The sequence below is a fragment of the Azospirillum sp. A29 genome (assembly GCF_042604625.1).
In the GTDB taxonomy this organism is placed as follows: domain Bacteria; phylum Pseudomonadota; class Alphaproteobacteria; order Azospirillales; family Azospirillaceae; genus Azospirillum; species Azospirillum palustre.
This window is the reverse complement of record NZ_CP170460.1, coordinates 80,676-107,491: the sequence shown is the minus strand read 5'-3', so window position 1 is coordinate 107,491 and position 26,816 is coordinate 80,676. Positions and strand designations below refer to the sequence as shown.

The following is a 26,816-nucleotide window of genomic DNA, read 5'->3' as shown; positions in this document are numbered from 1 at the left end:
GGGGCAGGTTTTGGCGCGATGATCGGCGCCGGCACTCGATTGTTTCGGAAACGAGTCGGGTGGACCGCCGCCACCGCTCCATGCCGTTCCTCCGGTGGGTGAAACACTGGGGGTCACCCAGTTCTATCACCGTCGCCGGCCGGCGCTAAGCACGGGATGAAAAAAGCCGGGCGGGCGTCAGGCCCGCCTGCGGGTGCCGGACGCCGCGACCATGTTGAAGAACTGCGCCTCGTCGATGGTGTCGGGCTTGCCGTACTTGGCGCGCCGGGCGGCGGCGGTGTCGAGCTTGGTGGCGCCGGGGGCATGGCCGACGACGAGATAGTCGGTGTCCTTGCGGACGCTGTGATGCCAGTGTCCGCCCAGAGCCTGGATGCGGGCCATCACCGCCTCGCGCGACAGACCGGTCAGCTCGCCGGTGACGGCGAAGGCATAACCGGCGATGCCATGCGTGATGGGAACGGCCGGTTGCCGGACCAGCGGCGGCGGGTCGATCTGGTTCGTCGGCGCCAGATGGGGAACCGCCAGCATCTCGGCGCTGCCGAGGATCATCTTCTGGAACAGGCGGCTGGTGATCTCGGCATCGACGAAGGCGCCGTGGAAGCGCGCCCGGATCCCGACATCGATGCCGAACAGCGTCGCCACCGCATCGAGCGATGCCCGCCCGGCCACCTGCGCCCTGGCATGCTGCATGGTGCAGACCGACTGGCCCGCCATCCAGCGGATGCCACAGAGTTCGAACTCATGCCGGAGGAACTCGATGTCGAAGCCGACATTGTGGCCGACCAGCACCGCGTCCTCCAGGAAGCCGAGGATGTCCTGGGCGACGTTGTGGAAGGGATCCTGGTGGCGAAGCAGATGGTCCGGCAGCCCGTGCACCCTCAACGCATGCGGGTTCGACTTGCGCCCCGGATTGAAGATGAGGCTGAGACTGCGGCCGGTCGGGACCGCATCCGCCAGTTCGATGGCGGCGAAGCTGACCATGCGGTCGCCGCCGGCCGTCGACAGACCGGTGGTCTCGCAGTCGATGACGACAAAACGGCGGGAAGACGGCCGGCTCTGGCTAGGCTTCGCCCCCGCCGACGGACTGGTAGGCACTGTATCGCTCGAAAGGCTCATCGACGCTCGCCCTGGGGGCTGGACCGCCCCGTTGCACCACACAAGCACAGGATAATGGCAGGGTCGCCACCGCAGGTCGAGTGTGCGCGCCGCCGCATGGTCCACGGCCCGGTGGGACCAGAGCCGACCGGCATTCGCTTCCATCCCGGAAATTTCGTCGTCTATCCAAAAATTCGGTCTCTATGCAAAAAGTGGATTGTTGGCTCACCAATCACGCGCTATCATATTCCAGTTGCTGTAATCGAATAGCGATTACAAACAAACACTATGCAGATCAAGGAGATCGCGTGTGGACGTGATCGCTGAGCTGTCGGGCCTGATCGGCGCCGACGCCGTTCTGACATCCAAATCCGACCTGGACGCGGCGACGGAAGACTGGCGCGGGCGCTACCGCGGGCCGGCCCTCTGCCTCGTCCGGCCGGCGAATGCCGAACAGGTCGCGGCGGTGGTGCGCTGCTGCGCGCGGCACGGGATTCCGCTGCTGCCGCAGGGCGGCAACACCAGCCTGTGCGGTGGCGCCACCCCATGGGAAAGCGGCCCCGCCCCGGTCATCCTCAATCTGGCCCGCATGCGTGCGGTGCGCAGCATCGACCCTGTCAACAGCACCATGGAGGTCGAGGCCGGCTGCGTGCTCGCCACCGTGCAGGAAGCGGCGGCAGCGGCCGGGCGGCTCTATCCGGTCAGCCTGGGCGCCGAAGGCTCCTGCCAGATCGGCGGGACCATCGCGACCAACGCCGGCGGCACCTCGGTCCTGCGCTACGGCAACACGCGCGACAATGTGCTGGGGCTGGAGGTGGTGCTGGCCGACGGCACGATCTGGTCCGGCCTGTACGGCCTGCGCAAGAACAACACCGGCTATGACCTGAAGCATCTGTTCATCGGGTCGGAAGGCACGCTGGGCATTATCACGGCGGCGACGCTGAAGCTGCACCCGCTGCCGACGCGTCATGCCGTCGCCTGGGTCGGCATGGCGGATCCCGCCGATGCGCTGACGCTGCTGACCCGCGTGCAGCAGCGCTGCGGCGCCCGGCTGTCGGCCTTCGAGATGATCAACCGCCTCCAGCTCGATCTGGTGGTGGAGCAGGTTCCGGGCCGCCGCAGCCCGCTCGAAACTTCGGCCGACTGGCATGTGCTGATCGAGCTGTCGGACAACAGCGACGGCGACGCGCTGGACATGGAACTTCAGCTGATCCTGGAGGACGCCTTCGGCGATGGCCTGCTGACCGACGCGGCGCTCGCCGCCAGCGACGCCCAGCGCCACGCCATGTGGGAGGTGCGCCACAGCGTGTCGGAGGCGAACAAGAAGGCCGGCGTCGGCCTGACCACCGACTGCGCGGTGCCGCTGTCGGCGGTGCCCGCCTTCATCGACGCCGCCAATGCCGCGGTGCGGGCGCTGGTGCCGGATCTGCCGTCGATCGTCGTCGCCCATCTCGGCGATGGCAACGTCCACTTCATTCCCTTCTTCACCTTCGACGCCTGGAATGCGGTTGCCGACCGCGAGGCGCTCGCCGCCGCCATCCGCCATGCGGTGAACGACGAGGCCGCCCGGCTGAACGGCACCTTCAGCGCCGAGCACGGCGTCGGCCGCGTCCAGCTGGGCGAGATGGCACGCTACAAGCCCGCCGCCGAACTGGCGCTGATGCGCGCGGTGAAGCAGGCGCTGGATCCGCAGAATCTGTTCAACCCCGGCCGCCTGCTGCCGCCGGGCTAAGCCCTTTCCTTATCGTTTCCTGCCGTTCCGTCCGCCGTTCCGGCCCACCACGAGGAGTTCCGACATGAGCATCCGCCAATCCGGTTGGTCCCGCCGCACCCTGCTGAAAGCCGGCGCCGCCGGCACGGCCGCGCTTGCCATGCCGGCGATCTGGAGCCCTGCCCGCGCGCAGAACAAGCGGATCGTCGTGCGCGACGACGGCGGCATTTACACCAAGGCCTATGGCGAGGTCTTCTATAAACCCTTCACCGCCGCGACCGGCATCGAAGTGGTGGGCGTCCAGGCCAATGCCGAGCCGACCGCGCAGATCCGCTCAATGGTGGAAGCCAAGTCCTACACCTGGGACATGGCGAAGATCAGCCAGCCGGCCATCCTGATGCTGACCGGCGGCGACAAGCCGCTGCTGGAGAAGCATGGGCTGGAGGCCGATCCGGCCGTCGCCTCGATCCCCAAGCAGTACATGTCGGAATACGGCGTCGGCACCAACGTCTACACCACCGTGCTGGCCTACCGCACCGAAGCCTTCAAGGGCCGCAAGGCGCCGGCCTCCTGGAAGGACTTCTACGATGTCGCCAACTTCCCCGGCCGCCGCGCCCTGCGCAAGCACCCGTTCGACACCATCGAACAGGCGCTGATGGCCGACGGCGTGCCGAACGCGGAGGTCTATCCCTGCGACTTCGACCGCGCCTTCAAGGCGCTGGACCGCCTCAAGAAGGACGTCTCCGTCTTCTGGACCAGCGGCGCGCAGGTCGAGCAGATGCTGCTGTCGGGTGAAGTCGACATGGTCCCGACCTGGGTGTCGCGTCCGCAGGCGGCCATCGCTGCCGGTGCGCCGGTCGGCATCGTCTGGGACCAGAACATCTGGGGCCTCGACAGCTGGGCGATCCTGGCCGGCACCCCGAACGCCGACGCCTGCCGCCAGTTCATCAAGTTCGCCTCCGACGCCAAGCGTCAGGCCGAGCTGGTGAAGTATTTCCCGGCCGGCGTCACCCAGCCGGACGCCTTCAAGCACATCGACGCCAAGATCGCTCCCGACTGCCCGACCTTCCCGGCCAACATCGAGCGCGGCGTGCAGATCAACGCCGACTACTGGCTGAAGAACCAGCAGAAGGGTCTCGAGCGCTACAACGCCTGGCTGCTGAGCTGAGGAACAGCGGGGAAGGGACGCCGTTGCAGCCTCCCTTCCCCGCCCTTTCCGCCCCCATCCCCCTTCGGCCCCACCCCTTAGCGAGGAGGCGCGCATGTCTTCTTCCAGCCTTTCCGTCCAGGGTCTTGCCAAGCGCTACGGCGACTTCGTGGCGCTCGCCCCGACGGATCTCGTCGTCGCCGACGGCGAATTCCTGACGCTGCTCGGCCCGTCGGGCTCCGGCAAGACGACGCTGCTCAGCCTGCTGGCCGGGCTGGTGCCGCCCGACGAGGGAAGCGTGCGCATCGGCTCGCAGGACGTCACCTACGCCCCGCCCTATGAGCGCGACATCGGCGTGGTGTTCCAGAACTACGCCCTGTTCCCGCACATGACCATCGAGGAGAACATCGCCTTTCCGCTGAAGATGCGGAAGGTCGGGGCGGCCGAAGCCAAGCGGCGCGCGCTTGAGGCGCTGGAGATGGTCCATCTGCCGCACATCGCCGGCCGCTACCCGCGCGAGCTGTCTGGCGGCCAGCAGCAGCGCGTCGCGCTGGCCCGCTGCATGGTCTACAAGCCGTCGATCATCCTGATGGACGAGCCGCTGGGCGCGCTCGACAAGAAGCTGCGCGAGCACATGCAGCTAGAGATCAAGCGCCTGCACCGCGAGCTGGGAACGACGGTCGTCTACGTCACCCACGATCAGGAAGAGGCGATGACGATGTCCGACCGCATCTGCCTGATGAATGCCGGGCGGATCGAACAGCTGGGCACGCCGGCCGACCTGTATTTCCGTCCGCGCTCGCTGTTCGTCGCCGATTTCCTGGGCGAATCCAACATCCTGCCCGCCGCCCTGGGCAACCGCAGCGGCGACGAGGTCGAGATCGGGTTCGGCTCGCTGGGGGTGTCCGGCCGGGCGCTCGCCAACGGCAACGACCTGCCGCCGGGCACCGAGGTGCGCGTGATGGTGCGGCCGCAGAACCTGACGGTCGCCCGCAAGGGCGGTGGCGCCGCGGACGGGCTTCAGGGCCGCGTGTCGGAGGTGATGGTCACCGGCAGCCTGACCAAGGTCTATATGGAGCCGCTGGACGGCAAGCTGCCGCCGCTGGTCGCCGCCTTCCCCACCCGCAACGACGACGACGCGGTGCGCATCGACGACGTGCTGACGCTGTCCTGGAGCGGCCGGGACGCCGTGGTGATCGCCGACAAGCTCGCCGATACCGCCCGCGCGGCCGGGACGGCGTGAGATGAGCGGACAGTCCATGACCATGACCCACGCCCCCGGCGTCAAACGCCACTCGCCCCCGCCCGCCTGGCGCAAGCCGGTGCTGATGGGCGCCCCGCTCGTCCTGCTGCTCGTCGCCTTCCTGGTCTTCCCGGTCGGGCAGCTGCTGGCGCTCAGCGTCTACAACGGCCAGGGCTTCACGCTGGCGCCCTACGCCCAGCTGTTCGCCTCCAGCCTCTACATCACCGTCCTGTGGATCACGCTGAAGATCTCGCTGGCGACGACGGTGGTCGCGGTGATCGCGGCCTATCCGGTCGCCTACCTGATCTCCATCGCCAAGGGCCCGGCGAAGAGCCGGCTGATCTTCTGGGTCCTGCTGTCCTTCTGGACCAGCTTCCTAGTGCGCGCCTTCGCCTGGGTCGTCATCCTCGGCCGCAACGGCGTCGTCAACAGCACGCTGATGTCGCTGGGCGTCATCGACACCCCGGCCGACCTGCTCTACGGCTTCGGCGCCGTGCTGATCGGCATGGTGCACGCCATGCTGCCGCTGGCGGTGATGACCATGCTGGCGGTGATGGAGAACATCGACCGCACCCTGCCGCGCGCCGCCGGCACGCTGGGCGCCCGGCCCGGCACCGCCTTCTGGACCGTCTATTTCCCGCTGTCGCTTCCCGGCGTCGCAGCATCCGCGATCATGGTCTTCGTGTCGGCCATCGGCTTCTTCATCGTGCCAGCCCTGCTGGGCGGCCGGAAGGAGACGATGATCACCCAGCTGATCATCGATCAGGTGCAGCAGACGCTGAACTGGGGACTGGCCGGCGCCATCTCGGTCCTGCTGCTGACGGTCGTGCTGGTGGTGTTCCTGCTGTACGACCGCGTCTTCGGCTTCGCGTCGCTGACCGGCGAGAGCGCCGTGGTGCGCAACCGCGACACCGCCATGCGGCGGCTGGGCGGGCGTGTGCTGGCCGCACTCGGCTCCGCCAGCGATGCGCTGATCGGCCTGGTGCCGCGCCGTCATCCGCTCCGCGGCCGGTCCGAGCGTCCGGTGGCGCTGACCGCCTTCGTCTGGCTGCTGCTGGTGCTGATCAGCCTGCCCGCCTTCCTGATGATCCCGCTGTCCTTCGGCAAGGGCGGGCTCGCCTGGCCGCCGTCGGGCTTCACGCTGCAATGGTACCAGCAGCTGCTGGACTCGCCGATCTGGATGCAGGCGCTGTGGCGCTCCATCGTGGTGGCGTTCGGCACCGGCCTGCTGTCGATGGCCATCGGCGTACCCGCCGCCTTCCTGATGGTGCGCAGCCAGATGCGGGGCAAGGGCGCCATGCTGGCCTTCATCCTGTCGCCCATCGTCGTGCCGCGCATGATCATCGCCGTCGGCATGTTCTATGTCTTCGCCCAGATGGGTCTGGTCGGCACCATCCTGGGGCTGGTCATCGGCCACACCGTCGTCGCCGTGCCCTATGTGGTCATGACGATGATGGCGGTGCTGCGCAACTACGACACCCGACTCGACCTCGCGGCGCAGAGCCTGGGCGCCCGGCCGGTGGCGGCGCTGCGGCACGTCACCTTCCCGATCCTGGGGGCCGGCATGCTGTCGTCCTTTCTGTTCGCCTTCGCCACCTCCTTCGACGAGCTGACCATCTCCCTGTTCTCCTCGGGCGGGCTGAGCGCCACGCTGCCCAAGCAGTTCTGGGACGAGGTGACGCTGCAGGTCTCCCCCGTCATCGCGGCGGTGTCGACCGGGCTGCTGCTGTTCGTCGCCACCCTGATCTATGTCGCGGACCGTCTGCGCCGCCGCAGCCTCGCCGGCTGAGGCCGGCTCCCCAACCGCCTTCACCACCAGCTTCTTCCAAGGATTCGACATGCTCAACGCCACGAAGATTCGCGGCATCCTGCCCGCCACCCCGACGCCGGTGACAGCCGACGGCACCATCGACGTCGCGGCCTCCAAGGCGCTGTTCTCCTGGCTGTTCCGCCAGGGGATCGACGGGCTGGTCCCGCTCGGCGGCACCGGCGAGTATGGGGCGCTGGCGAAGGACCAGCGCATCCGCTTCGCCGAACTGTCGGTCGAGGCGATGGCGGGCGCGGGTGAGAAGCGCGGGCCGGTGATCGCCGGGGTGCTCGACACCGGCTATTACGACGCGCTGTCGGCGGGCTGCGATTTCGCAGCCGCCGGTGTGGACGGTCTGCTGGTGCTGACCCCCTACTACACCAACCCGACGCAGGCCGGCATCCGCGACTATTTCCTGCGCTATGCCGACGAATCGCCGGTGCCGATCCTGATCTACGAGATCCCCTACCGCACCCGCATCGCCATCGATCCGGAGATCCTGCACGAGCTGTCGCGGCACGAGCGGATCGTAGGCATGAAGGCCTGCAACACCGACATGTACCATTTCCTGCGCACGGTGGCGGGGGTGGACTCCTCCTTCGCGGTGCTGAGCGGCGAGGACACGCTGTTCCCGCTGCATGTGGCGTCGGGCGCCCGGGGCGGCATCGTGGTGACGGCCAACCTGCTGCCGCGGGCGTGGAAGCTGATCCACGACCTCGCCTCCACCGGCAAGCTGGACAAGGCGCTGGAAATCCACCGCACGCTGATCCCGATGATGAATCTCGCCTTCGCCGAGACCAACCCCGGCCCGATGAAGGCGGTGATGGATCTGATCGGGGTGCATGCCCCGGCGATGCTGGCGCCGCTGCGCGAGCCGGCCGAGCCGCTGAAGCAGTCGCTGCGGCGCGAGCTGTCCCGCCTGCTGGTCACCTACGAGGGAATGCCGGCCGCCCAGCCGGTATGACGGGTTGCACCGCGCGGCGCGTGGCATTCGGTTCGCCGGATGCTATGCGTTAGCGTGGACATGCCGGCCCCTGGCGCGCAAGCACGGGACCAGGGGCCGGCGGGATGGAGACTGCCTTGGGGAATTGCCGATGACGCGGACAGCAGGACGGAAGCCGAAGGCGGAACAGGCCGTGACGGAGCCGGGCGGCACTGCGACTGAAATGACGGCGGTTGGAATGACGGCGCCCGGCCTGAGCGCGGAGCCGGAGGCCAGGAAGCCCGACCCGCGCGACTCTTCGCTGTTCGTCGGCTCGACCGAGAAGACCTTCCAGATCCTCCACGCCTTCGACGGGCCGCACCGGCAGATGCCGCTGTCGGAGATCGCCCGGGCCGCCAACCTGGACCGCAGCGCCGCGCAGCGGCTGGTCTACACGCTTGAGGTTCTGGGCTACCTGCGCCGCGTCCACGGCACGCGCAACTATGCGCTGACGCCGAAGCTGCTGCAATTCTCCTACAACTACCTGCGCGCCAACGAGCTGATCGAGAAGGCCTTCCCCTATCTTCTCGACATCAGCCGCAGCGTCGGCGAAACCACCAACCTGCAGGAGCTGGACGGCGCCGAGATCGTCTTCGTCGCCCGTTTCCCCGGCAAGCATCTGGTCAACATCGAATTCATGGTCGGCAGCCGCCTGCCCGCCTATTACACGGCGTCCGGCACCGCCATCCTGTCGCGTCTGTCGGAGGAGGAGCGGGAGGAGATCCTCGCCCGCACCGACCTGCGCCCGCTGACGCCCTACACCGTCTGCGATCCCGACCGGCTGCGGGCCCGCGTGCGCGAAGCGGGGGAGAAGGGCTATGCCCTGCTGATCAACGAGACGGTGATGGGCGACATCTCGGTCGGCGCCGCCATCACCGACGAGCATGGCCGCGCCGTGGCCGGCCTCAGCATCTCGGTCCCGGCCACGCGCTGGACGCCGGAACAGGTCGAGCGGGAGCTTGCCCGCCATGTCCAGGTGGCCGCGGCCTCCATTTCCGTCCACAAATTCGGCAGCTATTCCCGATAGCGGCCCCACCCCGCGGGAGGCGGTGATCCCATGGCGGCCCACCAGGCATGCCTGAACATCGACGAGTTGCGGCTGCGCGCCCGCCGTTTCCTGCCGCGCGGCCTGTTCGAGTACATCGACCGCGGCACCGAGGACGAGACCTCCCTGCGCCGGCTGCGCGACAGCTTTGCACAGGCCGAACTGACGCCGCGGGTGCTGGTCGATTGCAGCGGACGCCACACCGGCGTGACGCTGTTCGGCCGCGACCGCCCGATGCCCTTCGTCATCGCGCCGACCGCCGCCGCCGGTCTGGTCCGCTATGACGGCGAGGTGCTGCTGGCCCGCGCCGCCCGCGCCGCCGGCATCCCCTTCTCCGTCTCGACCCAGTCGATCACCAGCATCGAGGCCATCGCGGAGTCCGGGGCCGAGCTGTGGTTCCAGCTCTATGTCTGGCGCGGCCGCAGCCTGACCCACACCCTGCTCGACCGCGTCGCCGCCTGCGGGGTGGACACGCTGATCCTGACGGTGGACACCGCGGTTTCGCCCAAGCGCGAGTATAACCGACACAACGGATTCAGTGTTCCGGTCACGCCGTCCCTGCGCGGCGCCCTGGACGTGGCGCGCCACCCGGCTTGGGCGGGTGGGGTTCTGCTCCGTCTGCTGGCCAACGGCGGCTGGCCCGGCTACGCCCATTATCCCGAGCAGTTCCGCACCCGCATCACCGACGCCGCGGCGCACGACCCGATCCGGCTGTGCGACCGGGTCAACTGGGACGATGTGGCGGAGCTGCGCCGCCGCTGGCGAGGACGCATCATTCTCAAGGGCCTGCTGGCGCCGGAGGATGCGCTGCGCGCGATGGCCGCCGGGGTCGACGCCATCGTGGTGTCCAACCATGGCGGGCGCAATCTCGATTGCGCGCCGTCGCCGCTCACCGTTCTGCCGCGGATCATGGACGCGGTCGGCGACCGGCTGACAGTGCTGGCCGACAGCGGGGTGCGGCGCGGCAGCGACGCGGCGAAGCTGCTGGCCGCCGGGGCCGTCGCGGTTCTGCTCGGCCGGGCGCCGCTGTTCGGCCTTGCGGCCGGCGGACAGGCGGGGGCCGAGCACGCGCTGGCGATCCTGCGGGATGAACTCGACCTGACCATGGCCCTGCTCGGCTGCCAAACCGTGGCCGATCTCCCCCTGCTGCGACGCCTGCCTGCCGGCCGGGTTGCCGAACCGGCGTGATCGCCGTCGGCGAATGATGGGAGGTCCGGCAACGAGGCGATGACCGGTCCGCGGATCGACGCGCCGTTTCGACGTTCTCGCTGTTCACGCAGCAGACGCGTCGGAGGTTCTCTTGTCCAGCAGACCCAGCCCGCTCACCACCCCCGATGGCCGCTACATCGTCGTGCGCGGACGTCTGTGGCGCACGGCCAACCCAGCCTTGTCCGACGAGGCCCGCGCCGGCCTGGTTGCCGATCTGATGCGGGCCCGCCGCGCCGTGGCGACCGCAAGGCGGGACGGCGACGACAGCGCGGAAGCGGAGGCGCATGCCGCCGTCGATCAGGCCAAACGGGCGCTCGGCGAGCGGGGACCCGTCTGGTGGTCCGACGGCGCGCCGGACCTGAACCGGCACATGATCCGGACGACACCCTATGCCGACTGGTTCCGCAAGATGGGCGGCACCGGCGGGCGATAGATTTTGGCCAGCCATGCGGCTCGGCCAACGGCATTGCTCCGAAAGAGCATATCCTGGGGCCTTGAGAAATGTCAGCCGAGCCCGTATCGTTTGTGTGCCGCAGATAGACTGCGGCGCTCTTTCAGCAAGGAGCTTGCTGAGCATGACCATCGTCTCTCCTACCGGACGCGAGTCCGGCACCCTGTCGTTGCCGCAGAAGACCGCGGCTCCCGGCGCGCAAAGCGCCTCAAGCCCCAATTCAAGCGAGAGCGCGCAGAGCGCCTCGAGCTTCGATTTCCTGGTCTTCGTCGGCCGCTTCCGCCCCTTCCATCTCGGCCATCTCACCGTCGTGAGGCGGGCCCTGTCGCTGGGTCGGCATCTGATCGTGCTGGTCGGGTCGTCGCGTCAGGCGCGCAGCCACCGCAATCCCTTCCGCTTCGAAGAGGTGCGCTCCTGCATCGAGGGCGCCTTCACGCCGGAAGAGTGCGGGCGCATCACGGTGCTTCCCCTCATCGACCGCTACAACGATCTGGAATGGATCCGCGATGTCCAGGCCGCGGTGCATGGCGTCGTCGTGCAGCACCACCGGCCTGCCGACGGCTCGCCCCCCAAAGTTGGGCTGATCGGTCATTCGAAGGACCACAGCAGCTATTATCTGCGCATGTTCCCGCAATGGGGTGCCGTGGAGTGCGCGAATTTCCAGGGCATTTCGGCGACGCCGATCCGCGATGCCTATTTCGCCGATGCCGCGGCGGCGCTGGAGGAGTGGAAAGAGGCCCTGCCCACCACTGTCGCCGCCTTCCTGGCGGAGTTCGCGCGCACCGACGAGTACAAGCGGCTGGCCGAGGAAAGCGCCTATATCGCCAAATACCGGGCGGGCTGGGCCAACGCACCATACCCTCCCACATTTCTGACCGCCGATGCCGTGGTGGTTCTGTCCGGTCATGTCCTGCTGGTCGAACGCCGCGGCCTGCCGGGGCGCGGCCTGCTGGCGCTGCCCGGCGGCTTCGTCGGCCAGCATGAGCGGATCAAGGACGCCATGATCCGGGAGTTACGGGAGGAGACGAAGCTCAAGATTCCGGCGGGGTTCCTGGAGGGTGGCATCCGCGCCAGCCAGATCTTCGATCACCCCTACCGCTCGACGCGCGGGCGCACGGTGACGCAGGCCTTCCTCATCCAGCTCAAGCCCACCGACGAAGGCTTTCCCAAGGTGCGTGGCGGCGACGACGCCAAGTCGGCCCGCTGGATGCCGATTGCGGAAATCGATCCCGAACGGATGTTCGAGGATCACTACCACATCATCCAGACCCTGATCGCCCAGTCCAACGGCTGAATCCGGCCGGCATCCGCACACATGGTCAGGGTCGCATCATTCTACGACGATCAAGCCCGCCGGACAGACCGGCGGCATTCGGCAAAGGAGCTTTGCCATGTCCAACGACACTACCACCATCTCTTCCACTTTGCGCATCGTCTGCGTCCAGGCCAACCCCACGGTCGGCGCGCTCCAGAGCAACTTCGACATCGTCCGCCGCCATCGGGCGCAGTATCGCGGCAAGGCCGACCTTTTGGTGTTCAGCGAGTGTTTCGGCAGCGGCTATCCGCTTCAGGATCTGGTGCTGCGTCCCGGCTTCCGGCGCGATTTCCGCGCGGCGCTCGACGCGCTGGCCGGTGAGATGCGGGGCGACGGCGGGCCGGCGGTGCTGGTCGGCGGTCCGCTCGACGGCGCCGCCCTGCCCTACAACGCCGCCTTCCTCATCGAGACCGACGGGTCGATGAAGATCGTACTCAAGCACACGCTGCCGAACGACGAGGTCTATGACGAGAAGCGGGTCTTCGCCCCCGGCCCGATGCCCTCGCCCGTCGATTTCCGCGGCTTCCGCCTGGGCATCGCCATCTGCGAGGATTTCTGGCACGGCAAGGTCGCCCAGGCGCTGGCGGCCGAAGGGGCCGAGATTCTGATCGTGCCGAACGGCTCGCATTTCAGGACCGGGAAGCAGGCGGTCCGCCTCGCCATCGGCCGGCGCACGGTCAAGGCCACCGGCCTGCCGGTCCTCTACGTCAATCAGGTCGGGGGACAGGACAGCCTGGTGTTCGACGGCGGAAGCTATGTGATGGACCGGGCCGGGCTGGTGATCGCCCAGGCCGGATTCCGGGAGTGCGAGTTCGATATCACGCTGGAGCGCGGCGAGGACGGCGGCGTCGATCTGCGGCGCGGCGACGTGCTCGGCATGCTGCCGAACGGCTACCCCGACGAGACCGAGGCGATGTATCGGGCGCTGGTGCTGGGCCTGCGTGACTACGTCGACAAGAACGGCTTCCCCGGCGTGGTGCTCGGCATGTCGGGCGGCATCGACAGCGCCCTGTCGGCCGCGGTCGCGGTGGACGCGCTGGGGGCCGGGCGCGTGCTGCCGGTACGCATGCCGTCGCCCTACACTTCGGCGGAGAGCATGGAGGATGCCGAACGGGCCGCTTCCCTGCTCGGCACCCGCCTGCTGACCGTGCCGATTGCGCCGGCGATGGCCGCCTTCGACGGCATGCTCGCCCCGGTCTTCGATGGGCTGCCGGTGCCGGCGGCGGACACCACCTTCGAGAATGTCCAGGCCCGGGCGCGCGGCATGACCCTGATGGCCCTGTCCAACCGGCTTGGGCTGATGGTGCTGAGCACCGGCAACAAGAGCGAGATGAGCGTGGGCTATGCGACCCTCTATGGCGACATGTGCGGCGGCTATTCGGTGCTGAAGGACGTCTACAAGACGGTGGTCTTCCGGCTGGCGCGCTGGCGCAACGCGCACAGGGCCGAAGGGCTGCTCGGCCCGCAGGGTGCCGTGATGCCGGACCGTATCATCGTCAAGCCGCCGAGCGCCGAACTGCGCGAGGGGCAGACCGACGAGCAGGCGCTTGGCGCCTACGAGCATCTGGACGCGGTGCTCGCCACCATGGTCGAGGGGCTGAACGGGGCGGACCGTGCCGCCGAACTGGCGAGCGCCGCCATCGGCCAGCCGATCTCCGCCGCCTATGCCGAGCGCATCGCCCGCATGACGGCGCGGGCGCAATACAAGCGCGACCAGAGCCCTCCGGGCGTCGTCGTCACCGAACGGACCTACGGGCCGGGCTGGCGTCTGCCGGTCACCAACCATTACGGGCTGTGACCCGGTCAGCGAAAACAGGAGGTTTCAGCCATGCTCGTCAATTTCAGCGGCCGCGCCCACAATCATAATTTCGCCACCGACTTCATCGTCCGGTCGCTGCTCGACACCGACTGGTACAAGCTGGCGATGCTGCAATTCATCTGGCGGCATTTCCGCGACGTGAAGGTCCGCTTCAGCCTGATCAACCGCACCCGCTCGGTGAAGCTGGCCCGGATCATCGACGAGGCCGAATTGCGCCGCCAGTTGGACAATGTGCGCTCGCTGCGCCTGAAGCGCTCCGAGGCGGTCTGGCTCCAGGGCAACACCTTCTATGGTCAGCGCGGGATTTTCCGGCCCGAATTCGTCGCCTGGCTCGCCGAGGATTTCGCCCTGCCCGACTACCGGCTGTCGGAGGAGGACGGCCAGTGGCGCCTGGATTTCGAAGGGTCGTGGGCGATGACGACGATGTGGGAGATCTACGCCCTCAGCGTCATCAACGAACTGAAGACGCGCGCCGCGCTCGCCAGCATGACCGAGACCGAACTCGACATCCTCTATGCCCGCGCCAAGGTCCGCCTGTGGGACAAGATCGAGCGGCTGCGTCCGCTGGAGGATCTCAGCCTGTCGGATTTCGGCACGCGGCGGCGGCACAGCTTCCTCTGGCAGGAATATGTGGTGGAGACGATGGCGGCCGAACTCGGCCCGCGCTTCATCGGCACCTCCAACACCCATCTGGCCATGAAGCATGATCTGGAGGCCATCGGCACCAACGCGCACGAGCTGCCGACGACGGTCGCGGCACTGGCGCGGACCGACGGCGAGCTGCGGGTGGCGCAGTACGATGTGCTGCGGCTGTGGCAGGAGACCTATGGTGGCGCGATGCTGGTGTTCCTGCCCGACACCTTCGGGTCGACCCAGTTCCTGCGGGACGCGCCGGACTGGGTGGCGGACTGGACCGGCATGCGGGTGGACAGCAAGGAGCCGGTGACGGCGGGCGAGGAATACATCGCGTGGCTGGAACGGCACGGCCGCGATCCCCGCGAGAAGCGCGTCCTGTTCAGCGACGGGCTGGATGTCGAAGACATCGTGACGCTTCACCAGACCTTCGGCGGCCGCATCCGAGACGGTTACGGCTGGGGCACGCTGCTGACATCGGACTTCCGGAACTGCCACCCGCGCAACGGCCAGGGGCTCGATCCGCTGAGCCTCGTCTGCAAGGTGACAGCGGTCGAGGTCGATGGCGCCTGGAAGGGGGCGGTCAAGCTCAGCGACAATTACGAGAAGGCCACCGGGCCGGCTGCCGAAGTCGCCCGCTATCGCGCCATCTTCGGCACCGAGGGCGTCGCCAACGTCCCGGTGCTGGTCTGAACCGGAGGAGAACAGCCATGACCGAAACCATCGTCAGCCCAGCCGCCGCTCTGGAGGTCGTCGCCGCCGCCCTGCCGGTGCGCAGCACCGTCGTCTCGCTGGCCGGCAAGCGGGTTGGGAAGCTTGACGTCGATCCGGTGAACGGGTTCGCCGCCATCGGCGGCGGCAATCTGGCGCCGCCGGTCGCCAATGCCCAGGTCTCCCGCATGATCGCCGAGATCGACCGCACGAACCGGCTGTTCCTCTCGGCCGGCTATCCAATTGCGGTCTTCCTCGACACCCATGAGCCGGGCAAGCCCGAATACCCGTACCCGCCCCATTGCGAGGCCGGCACCGGCGAGGAAAATCTGGTCGAGGAACTGTCCTGGCTGGACGGCACCCCCGGCGTCACGCTGATGCGCAAGGACTGCATCAACGGCGTGGTCGGGACGACCGACCTGACGACGGGGCAAAACCGGCTGTTCGACTGGATCGCCGCCAGTGGCATCGAGACGCTGGTGGTGGACGGCATCTGCACCGACATCTGCGTGCTTCAGGCGGTGCAGGCCCTGCTGTCGGCGCGCAACCACGGCATGACCGGGCCGCTGCGCGAGATCGTCGTGTATGAGCCGGGCTGCTCCACCTACGACTTGCCGCTCGACACCGCCCGCGGCCTCGGCCTGCCCGACACCGCGGCCCACCCGCAGGCGGTCGCCCACCACATCGGGCTGTATCTGATGCAGGCGAGCGGCGCCATCATCGCCGATGAGCTTGCCTTCCGCGGTGCGTGACCGCAAGCGCCGTCAGGCCGGCGCGATCAGGTGCGGGACGAAGCGGCTGGTGTTGCCGGTGATCAGCGCGCGGTCCTCGCGGATTCCCAGACCGCAGGCCCTGTCGCCGGCCATCCAGACGCCGAAGACGGCATGGTTGCCGTCGGCCTCCGCCAGCGGCGTGAAGGACTGGTACACCCAGCCTTCCTCGCCATAGGGCCCTTCGGTCTGGGCAACCGGCTGCCCGACCGGGAAGCCGGCGGCGTCGAGGGTGGCGATGCTGACGTTGCTGCCCTCGCGGCCGAGCAGCGGCTTCGCCACCACCGTGGCTCCCGCCGGAAAGCCGGTGCGGTCGAGCGAGGTCGGCAACAGGTTGGGGTGGCCGGGGTTCAGCTCCCACAGCAGGGCGAACAGCCCCTTCGACGCCATCACCATTTTCCAGGCCGGCTCGATCATCCGGATCCGCCCTTCCGCGGCCGCGGTCGCCAGTTCGCGGCCGGTCTCCTCCCGGATCATCCAGTCCCAGGGATATAGCTTCATCAGGTGCCGGATCGGCAGGCCGGCATCGTCCAGGAAGCAGCCGGAGGCGTCGTCGTAGCGGATCGCCTGGATCGGCATTGCCTTGGTGGTCATGCCGGCCCGCAGGGCCAGGGTCTGGAGATAGGCGATGGTCGCCTCGTCCTCCGGATGCGGCATCAGGCAGGCGAAATGCACCGCCTCGGCCTGCGACGCCAGCGCGGGGAAAGCCTGCATCCGCGCCTGCCAGCGCTCGACCAGGGCTTCTTCCAGGCTGTTGAACTGGTCGGCGTCCGGATGCACGTCCTGAAGCCAGCACCATTGGGCGACGGCGGTCTCGTAGAGCGAGGTCGGCGTTTCCGCATTCAGCTCCAGCGCCTTCGGCGGCCCACCCTTGCCGTCCCAGGCGAAGTCGAAACGGGCGTAGAGGGGCATGTCCCGCCCTTCGCGCTCGTTCCAGCTCGCTTCGATGGCGGGAGCCGCCCAACGGGGAAGTCCGACCGCCTCGTACAGGCCCCGCGACACGACATGGCCGACCGCCTCCTCGCAGAGCCGGTAAACCTCCTCGGCGGCGGCCTCCAGCGTCTCGATTTCGGCGAGGGAGAAGCGCCAATAGGCGCTTTCATCCCAATAGGCCGTGCCGTCGGCGTCGGTGTGGAAGGGAAAGCCGATCTCGTCGAGCTTGGCCTGCCACTGCGGGCGGGGGGCCGTGGGTACACGCTCCATCGTCTCAACTCCCCGAAAAGCCGCGTGACGACCCGGTCGAGCCGAAGCCGGCGCTACGCCCGCTGGTGGTGACCGTGAAGGACTTGCCCGAATTGCCCGAGCCCGGCCGGTAGTAGGACCCGGAACTGGAGGCCACGCCCCCGCTGCCCTGGCGAATCTCGTCCCGGCGCTGCGGCGGCAGCGGCGTCTCGGCGATCCGGGTGTTGCCGCTGCGGGCGTAGCCCTGGCGGTCGAAATAGACCGGCTGGGCGTAGCCGCCGGTCAGGCTGCGGCCGATCATGAAGCCGACCAGCGCCGGAACGAAGATGCTCCCCGTGCCGCTTCCGACGCCCTCGTTGGCCGGGGTGCAGGCGCCATCGCCCATCTCGGCCTCGCAGGCCTCCCGGCTGGCGAAACGGGGAGCGCCCGCCAGATGCTCGTCGCGGGCGGCGGCAAAGGCCTCGGCACAGTCGTTTGCCGGCTTCTCGGCGGTGCAGGCCTCGATCGAGGGATAGACGGTCGCCTCCTCTGGGCCGTCTTCGCCGCAGGCGAACAGGAGCGGGCTGATGCCGCCCAGCAACAGGGCCGCGACGGTGCGCGAGCGCTTCATCGGAAAGCCTTTCCTCAGATCAATAGGTCAGCGAGCCGTAATTCAGCAGCCCGACCGCGATGGACAGGCTGGCGAGCAGGATGCCGTAGGCGGTGCGGTCGGCTTCGACACCGGCACGGAAATCCGGCAGCAGCACGCGCGAGCCGATGACATAGACCAACAGCTGCGACACCAGCGCGATCACGCCCCACACCGCCAGATCGAGGATGTTGGTGGTGTGGGAGGCGACGCTCATTAACGGCAGGGCGAAGCCGATCATGGCGCCGCCCAGGGTCAGGGCCGCGGTCGTATTCCCCTGACGGACCAGGGCCAGATCGCGATAGGGGGTGACGGCAGTGTAGGCCAGGATGAACAGCAGCAGGAACCCCAGCATCACGACGGCGAACAGCAGATATGACGGAAGGGTTGTCAGAGACTGGAGAACCGGCGTCATATCTTCATCCAACGTTGCATCGCTACCCCCTAGCGTTGCATCGTTCGTGGGCGTTCGACAAGGACGGATCGGCATGGCTGGGGGTGAACTGCAGCGGCTCATAGGTGGTATATCCATGAGCTGGGCCGGGAACGCCGCACCCTATACTTATTTGTCGTTGCGCCCGTGAAATGGCCTCGTCACCTTGTGAGTGAACATTCATTCACACGGAGGCGTCATGTCCACCGACGTTCGCCACAAGGTCCGCGATGCCGCCATCGCGCTGTTCGCCCAAAAAGGGGTGAAGGCGACGACGGTCCGCGACATCGCCCGGTCGGCAGGGGTATCGGAAGGAGCGCTCTACCGCCACTGGCCGAGCAAGGAGGAGCTGGCGGCCGACCTGTTCGCGGCGGAATACACCGCCATGTCGCAGAGCCTGCGCGAGGCGGCGGGCCAGGGTCCGGCGCCGGAGCGGCTGCGGCGGGTGATCCATCACGCCTTCCATCTGGCGGAGGCGGCTCCCGACCGCACCCGCTTCCTCCTGCTGTCGCAGCATGAATCGCTGCCGCTGGTGCCCCAGGGCCAGGAAACGCCGGTCGACGTGATCTGCGGCATCGTCGCCGACGGGATCGCGGAGGGCAGCATCGTGCCGGCCGACCGCGATGCGCTGTCCCACATCGTCATCGGCGCCATCGTGCTGAACGTGCAGTCGCAGGTTTACGGCCGGCAGACGGCGCCGCTCTCCAGCCTCGCCGACCCGATCGCCGACGCGATCCTCACCGGGATCGCAACCCCCACCGCCCCCCTCACCGCCAGGACAGGAGCCGGACAATGAACGCGTCATCCCTTCTCGCGTCGCGGCGCTTCCTGCCGCTGTTCCTCGCCCAGTTCCTCGGCGCCTTCGGCGACAATGTCCTGCGCGGCGCCATCGCGGTGCTGGCGGTCTATGGCGTGTCCGGCGAGGGCGCGCTGAGCGGGGCAATGATCTCCACCCTGGCGGCGGGCGCCTTCACCCTGCCCTTCCTGCTGCTGTCCGCCAGCGCCGGCCAGTTGGCCGACCGCTACGACCGCACGGTGATCGCCCGCATCGTCAAGCTGGCGGAAATCGGCCTGATGGCGCTGGCCTCCTGGGGCATCGTCGCCGCCGACCTGCCCGTCCTGATCGTCGCGCTGGTCGGCATGGGCGCCCATTCGACGCTGTTCGGGCCGGTCAAGTACGGCCTGCTGCCCGACCTGCTCGACCCCTCCGAACTGACCGCCGCCAACGGTCTGGTCGAGGCCGGAACCTTCGTCGCCATCCTGCTGGGCACCATCGCTGGCGGCTCGCTGGCCCTGCTCCACCCCTGGGCGGTGCCGGGCATGCTCGGCGCTTCCGCGTTGCTGGGTCTGGCCGCGTCGCTGTTCATCCCGCGCGCCGGCAATGCCGACCCGGCGGTGGCCGTCGGGCTCAACCCGCTGTCGGTGACTGTGCGGGTGCTGCGCTCGGTCGCCGGAGACAGGGCGTCGATGCGGGCGATCCATGGCATCTCGGTGTTCTGGGGCGTCGGCGCGGTGGTGATGGCGCAATTCCCGTCCATCGCCCGCGAGACGCTGGGAACCGACAGCGGCGGCGCCACCCTGCTGCTGGCGGTGTTCGCCATCGGCGTGGCCGCCGGCTCGGTGTATGCCGGCCTCAGCCACCGCACGCCGTCCACCGCCGATGCCGGCCGCGCCGCGCTGGCCGGTCTGGTCGCCGCCGTGGCGGGCGCCCTCCTGCCCCTGCTGACCCCGGCCGCCCCGGCTTTGGTACCGCTGTCGCCGCTGGCCCTGCTGGCCCAGCCCTGGGCGCTGCCGCTGCTGGCCGACCTCTTCGTCATCGCCGCCGCCGGGGGCGCCTTCGCCGTTCCGCTCTATGCGCTGATCCAGCATCGCGCCGCACCGGGGGCCCGAGCCCGCGTCATCGCCGCCGCCTATGTGGTCAACGCGCTCTACATGGTGGCCGGCTCGGCGGTCGCCGCCGGGATGCTGGCGCTGGGAGCCTCGCCGCTGACCGTCGCGTCGGTGGGCGGCGCCAGCATGGCGGTCGCCGTCGTGATGGCGCTCGCCGTCGATGCGCAGGCGCTGATGCGCGCCGTCTTCCGCGGCCTGTTCCGGCTGGCTTTCCGTGTCGAGGTTCGCGGGGCGGAGCATCTGACAACTCTCGATGGCGCCGCCGTGGTGACGCCGAACCACCAGTCCTTCCTCGACGGCGCGCTCCTCGCCGCCTTCCTGCCGGGCATGCGCTTCGCGGTCGACACCCACATCGCCAGGCACCCGCTGGTCAAGCCGTTCCTGGCAATCGCCGACCATGTCACCATCGATCCGACCAACCCGCTCGGCACCCGTATCCTGGCCCGCGCCCTTGCCGAGGGCGACAAGGTCTGCGTCTTCCCGGAGGGGCGGATCACCGTCACCGGGTCGCTGATGAAGATCAACGGCGGCCCCGGCATGCTGGCCGACAAGGCGCTCTGCCCGGTGGTGCCGGTCTGCATCGAAGGCGCCCAGCGCTCGGTCCTGTCGCGGATGAAGGGCCGGCTGCGGCTCGGCCTGTTCCCGCACATCACCATCACCGTGCTGCCGCCGGTCAGGACGCCGGATGTCGGTGGTCTGGTCGGCAAGAAGCGGCGCGCCGCCCTGAAGTCCTGGCTGTCGCGCGTGATGACGGAGAGCGTCTTCGCCGCCCGCCCGCGGCAGGAGACGCTGATGCTGGCCCTGCTCGACGCCCGCCGCAAGGCCGGGGCACGCGAGGAGGCCGTGCAGGACGGCGATTTCTCCACCCTGTCCTACCGGGCGCTGGCGGCCCGCGCCCTGGTGCTCGGCCGCATCCTGACGCGCGGCACGGAAGCGGACGAGCCGGTGGGCGTGCTGCTGCCGACCGCCTCGCCGACGGCGGCGGTGTTCTTCGGACTCGCCGCCCATGGACGGCCCGCCGCCATGCTGAACTTCACCGCCGGGCCGGACGCGGTGAAGGCCGCCTGCCGCGCCGCCAGGGTGCGCCGGATCGTCACCTCCGCCCAGTTCATCGAGAAGGCCCGCCTCGGCGCGCTGGTCGAGGCGCTGGCCGCCGACCATGCCATCATCCATCTGGAAGAGGTCAAGCGCGGGCTGCGGCTGGGCGACAAGCTGCGCGCCCTGGCGGCTCTGCTGGCGCCGGAACGGCTGCTGCCGCCGCAGGGCAGTGCCGACGACATCGCCGCCATCCTCTTCACCTCCGGATCGGAGGGGCCGCCGAAGGGCGTGGCGCTCAGCCATGGCAACCTGCTCGCCAACATGGCACAGGTGGCGTCTGTGGTGGACTTCAACCGTCAGGACGTGGTGTTCAACTGCCTACCCGTCTTCCACTCCTTCGGCCTGACCGGCGGCATGCTGCTGCCGATCCTGAACGGGGTGAAGACGGTGCTCTACCCCAACCCGCGCCATGTCCGGCTGATCCCGGAACTGGTCTATCAGACCAACGCCACCGTCCTGTTCGGCACCGACTTCTTTCTGAACGCCTGGGCGCGGTCGGCCGACCCCTACGACTACCGCTCGCTGCGCCTCGTCTTCGCCGGGGCCGAGCGGCTCCAGGATGAGACGCGTCGCGTCTACACCGAACGGCTGCGTGTCCATCTGCTGGAGGGCTACGGCACCACCGAGACCGCGCCGGTGATCGCCGTCAACACCCCGGCCCGCTTCCGTCCCGGCAGCGTCGGGCAGGCCCTGCCCGGCATCGAGACCGAACTGGTGCCGGTGCCCGGCGTCGATGCCGGCGGGCGGCTGCGGGTGCGCGGGCCGAACGTGATGAAGGGGTATCTGCACGCCGACCGCCCCGGCGTGATCCAGCCGCCGCAGGATGGCTGGCACGACACCGGCGACATCGTCGAGATCGACGCCGACGGCTTCATCCGCATCGTCGGCCGGGTCAAGCGCTTCGCCAAGGTGGCGGGCGAGATGATCCCGCTCGGCCTCGTCGAAGAGCTGGCGAGCCTCGCCGATCCGGACGCCACGCATGCCGCCGTCGCCCTGCCCGATGCCAAGCGCGGCGAGCGGATCGTGCTGGCGACCACCGGCACCGTGCTGACCCGCGATGCGCTGGTCGCCGCCGCACGGGCCAGGGGAGCGCCCGAGATCGCCATTCCGCGCGACATCCTGCGCATCGACGCCGTCCCGCTGCTGGGCACCGGCAAGACCGATTATCCGGCCGTGACGCGGTTCGCCGCGGACGCCGCAGCCAAGGAGCCTGCATGATGGAGACCTCCGCAACCGCCGCCAAGGCTGCGGCCGCCAAAACCGCTGCCGCCGACCGCCGCCCCATCGCCACCCGGTCGGCCCGCTGGGCGCAGAGGCTGGCGGCGTGGCTGACCAAGACGCCGGTGACACCCAACCAGATCTCGCTGCTGTCGGCGGTGTGGGCGGCAATCGGCGGTGCCCTTCTGCTCCAGGGCGGCGTGCTGGCCTGGATCGGCGCCGCGCTGTGCGTCCAGCTGCGCCTCGTCTGCAACCTGCTCGACGGCATGGTCGCGGTGGAGGGCGGCAAGGGATCGCCGGTCGGCGCGCTCTACAACGAAATCCCCGACCGCGTTGCCGACACCGCCTTCCTGGTGCCGCTGGGCTATGCCGCCGGCCTGCCCTGGCTCGGCTGGGCGGCGGCGCTGGCCGCCATGATGACCGCCTATGTCCGCACCTTCGGCGGCGCGCTCGGGCTGGCGCAGGATTTCGGCGGCGTGATGGCCAAGCAGCGCCGCATGGCCGCCCTGACCGTTGCCCTGCTCGCCCAGGCGGTCGAGCATGTGCTGTGGGGGACGCGCTACAGCCTGCTCGCAGCGGCCTGGATCATCATGGCCGGCAGCCTGCTGACCGTCGCGACGCGCACGCTCGGCATCGCCCGCCGCCTGAATGCCCAACATCTGGAAGCCCATCACCCGGAGGTCCGGTCATGATCCCTCTGTTCCAACCGGCGCTCCGCCACGGTCTGCTCGGGTTGACCCGCCTTCTGGTCGGCGCCCGCGCAAGCTGGGAAGGCAGCGCTCCCACGGACACTCCGCGCATCTATTTCGCCAACCACACCAGCCATCTCGACACGCTGGCCGTCATGGCGGCCCTGCCGGCGAAGCTGCGGGCGCGCACCCATCCGGTGGCGGCGCTCGACTATTGGGGCGGTTCAGCCCTGCGCCGTGCGGTGGCGGTGGGTTGCCTGAACGCGCTGCTGGTCGACCGCACCGGCAAGGCGACGGCGGAGGTGATGGACGCCATGGCGGCGGTTCTGGAAAGCGGGCAATCGCTGATCCTCTTTCCCGAGGGCACGCGCGGCGATGGCACCGTCGCCCCCTTCAAGAGCGGACTTTACCACCTTTCCCAGCGGGTGCCGTCTGCGGAACTGGTGCCCGTCTTCATCGAGAATCTGCACCGCGTGATGCCGAAGGGCATGCCGCTGCTGGTGCCGCTGATCTGCACCATGCGCTTCGGCGCGCCGCTGCAAGGGATCGCAGGCGAGGACAAGGCGGCATTCCTGGGACGGGCACGCGACGCGCTGGTGTCGCTGTCCCGTCCCGCCTCCCAGCCCAATACCCAACCCGCCTCCCAACCTTCCGACCAACGGACCGCCCGATGAGCAGCGTGATCAACTCAGTGATGACTGTTTTCACGACCACCGAGCCGCTGTTCCTCTGGCTGTCGGGCGCCGCCCTCGGCCTGCTGGTCGTCGCCACGCTGATCGGCGCCGTGCTGGCCTATCGGGTGAAGACGCCGGCCGGGCGCGACACGGTGCGCAACCTGAACGCCCGCATCCGGTCTTGGTGGGTGATGGTGGCGCTGTTCGCCGCGGCGATGCTGCTGGGCAGCGGGGTGACGCTGGTGCTGTTCGCCCTGCTCTCCTATCTGGCGCTGCGCGAGTTCATCACGCTGACGCCCACCCGGCGCGGCGACCATGCCGGGCTGTTCCTGTCCTTCTTCGTGGTCGTGCCGCTGCAATACTGGCTGGTCGGGATCGGCTGGTACGGGCTGTTCTCGATCTTCATCCCGGTCTATGTGTTCATGGCGCTGCCGTCGCTGTCGGTGCTGGGCGCCGACACCACCGACTTCCTGACCCGCACCGCCAAGGCGCAGTGGGGGCTGATGCTGGCGGTCTACTGCACCAGCCATGCGCCGGCCCTGCTGTGGCTCGACATCCCCGGCTATAACCTGCCCCCCGCCCTGCTGCTGCTGTATCTGATGACGGTGGCGCAGCTGAGCGACGTCTTCCAGTATGTGTTCGGCAAGCTGTGGGGCAAGACGCGGCTGTCGCCCGGCATCAGCCCGTCCAAGACGGTGGAGGGGCTGGTCGGCGGCGGGCTGACCGCCATCGCCATCGGCACCGGCCTGCACGTCATCACGCCCTTCTCGCCGCTCCAGGCGGCGGCGATGTCGCTGTTCATCGTCATCGCCGGATTCTTCGGCGGCTTCGTCCTGTCGGCGATGAAGCGCGACCTCGGCGTCAAGGATTGGGGCACGATGATCGAAGGGCATGGCGGCGTCCTCGACCGTCTCGATTCCGTCGTGTTCTCCGCGCCGCTGTTCTTCCATCTCACGCGTTACTGGTTCACCTGACCACAAGCGCCGGCAGTCTGGACGCACGAACGCCCCGGCTCCTGCAAACCGGGGCGTTCGTGCAATTGCATGACGAACGGGCCTCAGGCAGCGCGGATCTCCGCCAGGAACGCGTCCAGTTCGCGTTTCAGCAGGCCCGCGTCGGTCGCCAGCGTGTCGGCGGACTGCTTGACCTGACCGGCGGCCACCCCGCTCTCCCGCTCGGCCTTCTGGATGTCGACCACGCTGTGCGAGACCTCGTTGGTGCCGAGGGCGGCCTGCTGGGCGTTGCGGCTGATCTCGTCGGTCGCCGCACTCTGCTGCTCGACCGAGGCGGCCATCTCGGCGGCCGACTGGTCGATCTGCTCCACCTGCCCGATGATGCCGCGCATCGCCTCCACGGTCCGGTCCGACGCCGCCTTCACGGTGCCGATCTGCTGGCCGATCTGCTCGGTCATCGCATGGGTCTGGCTCGCCAGATTCTTGACTTCGCTGGCAACCACGGCAAACCCCTTGCCCGCTTCGCCGGCGCGGGCCGCCTCGATGGTCGCATTCAGCGCCAGCAGATTGGTCTGGGAGGCGACGGCGTTGATCGACGCGACGACCTGATCGACCTGCTCGATGGCGGCGGACAGCGCATCCAGATGGCCGCGGGCCTGCTCCGCCCGCTCGGCGGTCACCTTGGACCGTTGGGCCGCCTGCACCACCCGCGCCGACAGGCCGCGGATCGCCGTCGACATCTCCTCGGCAGCGGATGCGACGGCCTGCACATTGACCGACGCCTGCTCGGAGGCCGAGGCCACCGACGTGCAGTCCTGCTCGGCCTTGCGGACCGCGCCGGACAGGTGCGAGGCGGTTTGCTGGAAACCGCTGGCCGACTGTCCGAGCTGGTCGACGATGCGGCCGACCCGGCTTTCGAACCAGTTCGCCAGATCGACCACCGCCGCCCGCTTTTCCGCGGCGGCCTGGACGGCGGCGCTGCGGCGCTCCTGCTCCATCTGACGGTTGCGCAGGATGTTCTCCTTGAAGACCTCCAGCGTGCGCGCCATGCCGCCGATCTCGTCCCGCCGCCCGCGTTCGGGAACCTCGGCGTCCAGATCATGGTCGGCAAGGCGCAGCATGACGCCATGCACCCGCGACAGCGGACGCGTCACGCTGCGGGCGACCGCCCAGCCCAGCAGGAGGGCCAGCGCCGACAGCCCGGCGACCACCAGCCCGAAGACGGTCATCATGCCGACGAAGGCGGAGCGCAGGTCGTCGGTATAGACGCCGGTGCCGATCACCCAGTCCCATGGCTCGAAATGGACGGAATAGGCGAGCTTCTCGTAGGTCGGCCCCTTGGGATCGTTGGGCCGCGGCCATTCGTAGGTCACGAACTCCGGCACCGGCGTCAGGGCGCCGCGCACCGCTTCGCGGATGACATAGACGCCGTTGCGGTCGCGGATCTCGGCACCGCTCTTGCCGATCAGCGCCGGGTTGGCATGCATGACGTTGATGACCTGCGAGGTCCAGATCCACAGATACTCCCCGTCGGCGTAGCGCATGGCGCCGATGGCCGTTTTGGCGCGCTCCTTCGCATCCTCCTCGCTCATCACGCCGTCCTGCGCCAGCCTGTGGAAGCGGGCGGCGATGCTGCCGCCGCTCTCGGCGATGAAGCGGACGCTGTTCATCCGCTGCTCGACCAGCGCACGGTTGACGAAATGGCCGCCGACCGCCGCCACCAGCCCGGCGGCGATGATCGACAGCGACGCGAGGAATCCGATTCGCCACCGCAGCGGCAGCTCTGACAAACGCATGATGCTGTTTCCCTCTTTCCGGCCCGCTTCCGGAAGCCGGATCGACGTTACGAGCCGCGGCCCGCACCGGCGACGATGCTGGTCACCGCTTCGACGGTGCCATGGTCCGCGGAATGGACCCGGTTCACCTCGTTGAACGCGGCGATCTGGGCGTGACTGACATGGCTGAAATGTTCCGCCGCCCGCAGGGCGAGGGCCGGCCCGTCAGAGGCGTCGGCGACCGCGATGTGGAGGGTGACGGACACCTCGATAATCTCTGCCATACTACTATCCTTCAAAAGGGTACAAATGGTCGCGGAGCCGCTGCCATCTGAGGG

General features: G+C 68.7%; 23 protein-coding genes. 17 read left to right on the top strand and 6 right to left on the bottom strand.

Going from position 1 to position 26,816, the window contains the following annotated elements; translation table 11 throughout:
- Positions 1–177 precede the first annotated feature (177 nt).
- Positions 178–1,116, bottom strand: coding sequence for an exonuclease domain-containing protein (locus tag ABNQ38_RS00410; RefSeq protein WP_377805130.1), 939 nt, complete (start codon positions 1,114–1,116; stop codon positions 178–180).
- Positions 1,117–1,405: 289 nt separating this feature from the next.
- Here ABNQ38_RS00410 and ABNQ38_RS00405 point away from each other — a divergent pair, with 289 nt between their 5' ends.
- The 12 genes from ABNQ38_RS00405 to ABNQ38_RS00350 all read left to right on the top strand — a co-directional run bounded on the left by ABNQ38_RS00405 (position 1,406) and on the right by ABNQ38_RS00350 (position 15,920).
- Positions 1,406–2,827 (top strand): FAD-binding oxidoreductase, encoded by a 1,422-nt coding sequence (locus ABNQ38_RS00405; protein ID WP_377805129.1) that lies wholly within the window; start codon positions 1,406–1,408, stop codon positions 2,825–2,827.
- Positions 2,828–2,891: 64 nt separating this feature from the next.
- Entirely contained in the window at positions 2,892–3,974 is a 1,083-nt protein-coding gene (locus ABNQ38_RS00400; protein WP_377805128.1) for an ABC transporter substrate-binding protein, read from the top strand.
- Positions 3,975–4,068: 94 nt separating this feature from the next.
- Positions 4,069–5,196, top strand: coding sequence for an ABC transporter ATP-binding protein (locus ABNQ38_RS00395; RefSeq protein ID WP_377805127.1), 1,128 nt, complete (start codon positions 4,069–4,071; stop codon positions 5,194–5,196).
- 1 nt (position 5,197) lies between these two features.
- Positions 5,198–6,985 (top strand): ABC transporter permease subunit, encoded by a 1,788-nt coding sequence (locus ABNQ38_RS00390; protein ID WP_377805126.1) that lies wholly within the window; start codon positions 5,198–5,200, stop codon positions 6,983–6,985.
- Positions 6,986–7,034: 49 nt separating this feature from the next.
- The gene (locus tag ABNQ38_RS00385) at positions 7,035–7,967 is read left to right on the top strand and encodes a dihydrodipicolinate synthase family protein (RefSeq protein ID WP_377805125.1); all 933 of its coding nucleotides are present in this window, start codon (positions 7,035–7,037) and stop codon (positions 7,965–7,967) included.
- Positions 7,968–8,097: 130 nt separating this feature from the next.
- Positions 8,098–9,012, top strand: coding sequence for an IclR family transcriptional regulator (locus ABNQ38_RS00380; RefSeq protein WP_377805124.1), 915 nt, complete (start codon positions 8,098–8,100; stop codon positions 9,010–9,012).
- A gap of 30 nt (positions 9,013–9,042) precedes the next feature.
- Positions 9,043–10,218, top strand: coding sequence for an alpha-hydroxy acid oxidase (locus ABNQ38_RS00375; RefSeq protein WP_377805123.1), 1,176 nt, complete (start codon positions 9,043–9,045; stop codon positions 10,216–10,218).
- Between the two features lie 112 nt (positions 10,219–10,330).
- Positions 10,331–10,672: a hypothetical protein gene (locus tag ABNQ38_RS00370; protein ID WP_377805122.1), complete on the top strand. Its 342-nt coding sequence runs from the start codon at positions 10,331–10,333 to the stop codon at positions 10,670–10,672.
- 142 nt (positions 10,673–10,814) lie between these two features.
- On the top strand, positions 10,815–11,984 hold the full coding sequence (locus ABNQ38_RS00365) for a bifunctional nicotinamide-nucleotide adenylyltransferase/Nudix hydroxylase (RefSeq protein WP_377805121.1): 1,170 nt from the start codon (positions 10,815–10,817) through the stop codon (positions 11,982–11,984).
- 97 nt (positions 11,985–12,081) lie between these two features.
- Positions 12,082–13,803, top strand: coding sequence for an NAD+ synthase (locus ABNQ38_RS00360; protein ID WP_377805120.1), 1,722 nt, complete (start codon positions 12,082–12,084; stop codon positions 13,801–13,803).
- 30 nt (positions 13,804–13,833) lie between these two features.
- The gene (locus ABNQ38_RS00355) at positions 13,834–15,150 is read left to right on the top strand and encodes a nicotinate phosphoribosyltransferase (protein WP_377805119.1); all 1,317 of its coding nucleotides are present in this window, start codon (positions 13,834–13,836) and stop codon (positions 15,148–15,150) included.
- A 17-nt stretch (positions 15,151–15,167) separates the two neighbouring features.
- Positions 15,168–15,920: an isochorismatase family protein gene (locus ABNQ38_RS00350; RefSeq protein ID WP_377805118.1), complete on the top strand. Its 753-nt coding sequence runs from the start codon at positions 15,168–15,170 to the stop codon at positions 15,918–15,920.
- Positions 15,921–15,932: 12 nt separating this feature from the next.
- Here the strand turns inward: ABNQ38_RS00350 and ABNQ38_RS00345 are convergent, their stop codons facing one another.
- From ABNQ38_RS00345 to ABNQ38_RS00335, 3 genes are read right to left on the bottom strand one after another with little or no spacing between them, the layout of a single operon-like run.
- The gene (locus ABNQ38_RS00345; RefSeq protein ID WP_377805117.1) at positions 15,933–17,141 is read right to left on the bottom strand and encodes a glutathionylspermidine synthase family protein; all 1,209 of its coding nucleotides are present in this window, start codon (positions 17,139–17,141) and stop codon (positions 15,933–15,935) included.
- A 4-nt stretch (positions 17,142–17,145) separates the two neighbouring features.
- A complete protein-coding gene (locus ABNQ38_RS00340; RefSeq protein ID WP_377805116.1) occupies positions 17,146–17,730 on the bottom strand; it encodes a DUF1190 domain-containing protein in 585 nt (194 codons plus the stop codon).
- Between the two features lie 19 nt (positions 17,731–17,749).
- Positions 17,750–18,163: a DUF350 domain-containing protein gene (locus ABNQ38_RS00335; protein WP_098735762.1), complete on the bottom strand. Its 414-nt coding sequence runs from the start codon at positions 18,161–18,163 to the stop codon at positions 17,750–17,752.
- 217 nt (positions 18,164–18,380) lie between these two features.
- On the opposite strand from ABNQ38_RS00335, the gene ABNQ38_RS00330 reads away from it, so the two are divergent.
- Genes ABNQ38_RS00330 through ABNQ38_RS00310 form a run of 5 tightly spaced genes read left to right on the top strand, consistent with a single transcriptional unit; the run spans position 18,381 to position 24,724 of the window.
- On the top strand, positions 18,381–18,977 hold the full coding sequence (locus ABNQ38_RS00330) for a TetR/AcrR family transcriptional regulator (RefSeq protein ID WP_377805115.1): 597 nt from the start codon (positions 18,381–18,383) through the stop codon (positions 18,975–18,977).
- A complete protein-coding gene (locus ABNQ38_RS00325) occupies positions 18,974–22,387 on the top strand; it encodes an acyl-[ACP]--phospholipid O-acyltransferase (RefSeq protein WP_377805114.1) in 3,414 nt (1,137 codons plus the stop codon). The genes ABNQ38_RS00330 and ABNQ38_RS00325 overlap by 4 nt, the downstream gene beginning before the upstream one ends.
- On the top strand, positions 22,384–23,079 hold the full coding sequence (locus ABNQ38_RS00320; protein ID WP_377805113.1) for a CDP-alcohol phosphatidyltransferase family protein: 696 nt from the start codon (positions 22,384–22,386) through the stop codon (positions 23,077–23,079). The genes ABNQ38_RS00325 and ABNQ38_RS00320 overlap by 4 nt, the downstream gene beginning before the upstream one ends.
- Positions 23,076–23,750 (top strand): lysophospholipid acyltransferase family protein, encoded by a 675-nt coding sequence (locus ABNQ38_RS00315; RefSeq protein WP_377805112.1) that lies wholly within the window; start codon positions 23,076–23,078, stop codon positions 23,748–23,750. The genes ABNQ38_RS00320 and ABNQ38_RS00315 overlap by 4 nt, the downstream gene beginning before the upstream one ends.
- A complete protein-coding gene (locus ABNQ38_RS00310; protein WP_377805111.1) occupies positions 23,747–24,724 on the top strand; it encodes a phosphatidate cytidylyltransferase in 978 nt (325 codons plus the stop codon). Before ABNQ38_RS00315 ends, ABNQ38_RS00310 begins: the two co-directional genes overlap by 4 nt.
- 83 nt (positions 24,725–24,807) lie before the next feature.
- On the opposite strand, the gene ABNQ38_RS00305 is transcribed toward ABNQ38_RS00310, so the two are convergent.
- Both ABNQ38_RS00305 and ABNQ38_RS00300 read right to left on the bottom strand, forming a co-directional pair.
- Positions 24,808–26,499 (bottom strand): methyl-accepting chemotaxis protein, encoded by a 1,692-nt coding sequence (locus tag ABNQ38_RS00305; RefSeq protein ID WP_377805110.1) that lies wholly within the window; start codon positions 26,497–26,499, stop codon positions 24,808–24,810.
- A gap of 47 nt (positions 26,500–26,546) precedes the next feature.
- Positions 26,547–26,762, bottom strand: a complete 216-nt coding sequence (locus tag ABNQ38_RS00300) for a hypothetical protein (RefSeq protein WP_377805109.1) — start codon at positions 26,760–26,762, stop codon at positions 26,547–26,549.
- Positions 26,763–26,816: the final 54 nt, after the last annotated feature.

Excerpts from the sequence above, each read along its gene's own strand:
- ABNQ38_RS00410 (WP_377805130.1), bottom strand. The coding sequence starts at position 1,116 with ATGAGCCTTTCGAGCGATACAGTGCCTACCAGTCCGTCGGCGGGGGCG.
- ABNQ38_RS00400 (WP_377805128.1), top strand. The coding sequence starts at position 2,892 with ATGAGCATCCGCCAATCCGGTTGGTCCCGCCGCACCCTGCTGAAAGCC.
- ABNQ38_RS00395 (WP_377805127.1), top strand. The coding sequence starts at position 4,069 with ATGTCTTCTTCCAGCCTTTCCGTCCAGGGTCTTGCCAAGCGCTACGGC.
- ABNQ38_RS00390 (WP_377805126.1), top strand. The coding sequence starts at position 5,198 with ATGAGCGGACAGTCCATGACCATGACCCACGCCCCCGGCGTCAAACGC.
- ABNQ38_RS00385 (WP_377805125.1), top strand. The coding sequence starts at position 7,035 with ATGCTCAACGCCACGAAGATTCGCGGCATCCTGCCCGCCACCCCGACG.
- ABNQ38_RS00380 (WP_377805124.1), top strand. The coding sequence starts at position 8,098 with ATGACGCGGACAGCAGGACGGAAGCCGAAGGCGGAACAGGCCGTGACG.
- ABNQ38_RS00375 (WP_377805123.1), top strand. The coding sequence starts at position 9,043 with ATGGCGGCCCACCAGGCATGCCTGAACATCGACGAGTTGCGGCTGCGC.
- ABNQ38_RS00365 (WP_377805121.1), top strand. The coding sequence starts at position 10,815 with ATGACCATCGTCTCTCCTACCGGACGCGAGTCCGGCACCCTGTCGTTG.
- ABNQ38_RS00360 (WP_377805120.1), top strand. The coding sequence starts at position 12,082 with ATGTCCAACGACACTACCACCATCTCTTCCACTTTGCGCATCGTCTGC.
- ABNQ38_RS00355 (WP_377805119.1), top strand. The coding sequence starts at position 13,834 with ATGCTCGTCAATTTCAGCGGCCGCGCCCACAATCATAATTTCGCCACC.
- ABNQ38_RS00350 (WP_377805118.1), top strand. The coding sequence starts at position 15,168 with ATGACCGAAACCATCGTCAGCCCAGCCGCCGCTCTGGAGGTCGTCGCC.
- ABNQ38_RS00345 (WP_377805117.1), bottom strand. The coding sequence starts at position 17,141 with ATGGAGCGTGTACCCACGGCCCCCCGCCCGCAGTGGCAGGCCAAGCTC.
- ABNQ38_RS00340 (WP_377805116.1), bottom strand. The coding sequence starts at position 17,730 with ATGAAGCGCTCGCGCACCGTCGCGGCCCTGTTGCTGGGCGGCATCAGC.
- ABNQ38_RS00335 (WP_098735762.1), bottom strand. The coding sequence starts at position 18,163 with ATGACGCCGGTTCTCCAGTCTCTGACAACCCTTCCGTCATATCTGCTG.
- ABNQ38_RS00330 (WP_377805115.1), top strand. The coding sequence starts at position 18,381 with ATGTCCACCGACGTTCGCCACAAGGTCCGCGATGCCGCCATCGCGCTG.
- ABNQ38_RS00325 (WP_377805114.1), top strand. The coding sequence starts at position 18,974 with ATGAACGCGTCATCCCTTCTCGCGTCGCGGCGCTTCCTGCCGCTGTTC.
- ABNQ38_RS00320 (WP_377805113.1), top strand. The coding sequence starts at position 22,384 with ATGATGGAGACCTCCGCAACCGCCGCCAAGGCTGCGGCCGCCAAAACC.
- ABNQ38_RS00315 (WP_377805112.1), top strand. The coding sequence starts at position 23,076 with ATGATCCCTCTGTTCCAACCGGCGCTCCGCCACGGTCTGCTCGGGTTG.
- ABNQ38_RS00310 (WP_377805111.1), top strand. The coding sequence starts at position 23,747 with ATGAGCAGCGTGATCAACTCAGTGATGACTGTTTTCACGACCACCGAG.
- ABNQ38_RS00305 (WP_377805110.1), bottom strand. The coding sequence starts at position 26,499 with ATGCGTTTGTCAGAGCTGCCGCTGCGGTGGCGAATCGGATTCCTCGCG.
- ABNQ38_RS00300 (WP_377805109.1), bottom strand. The coding sequence starts at position 26,762 with ATGGCAGAGATTATCGAGGTGTCCGTCACCCTCCACATCGCGGTCGCC.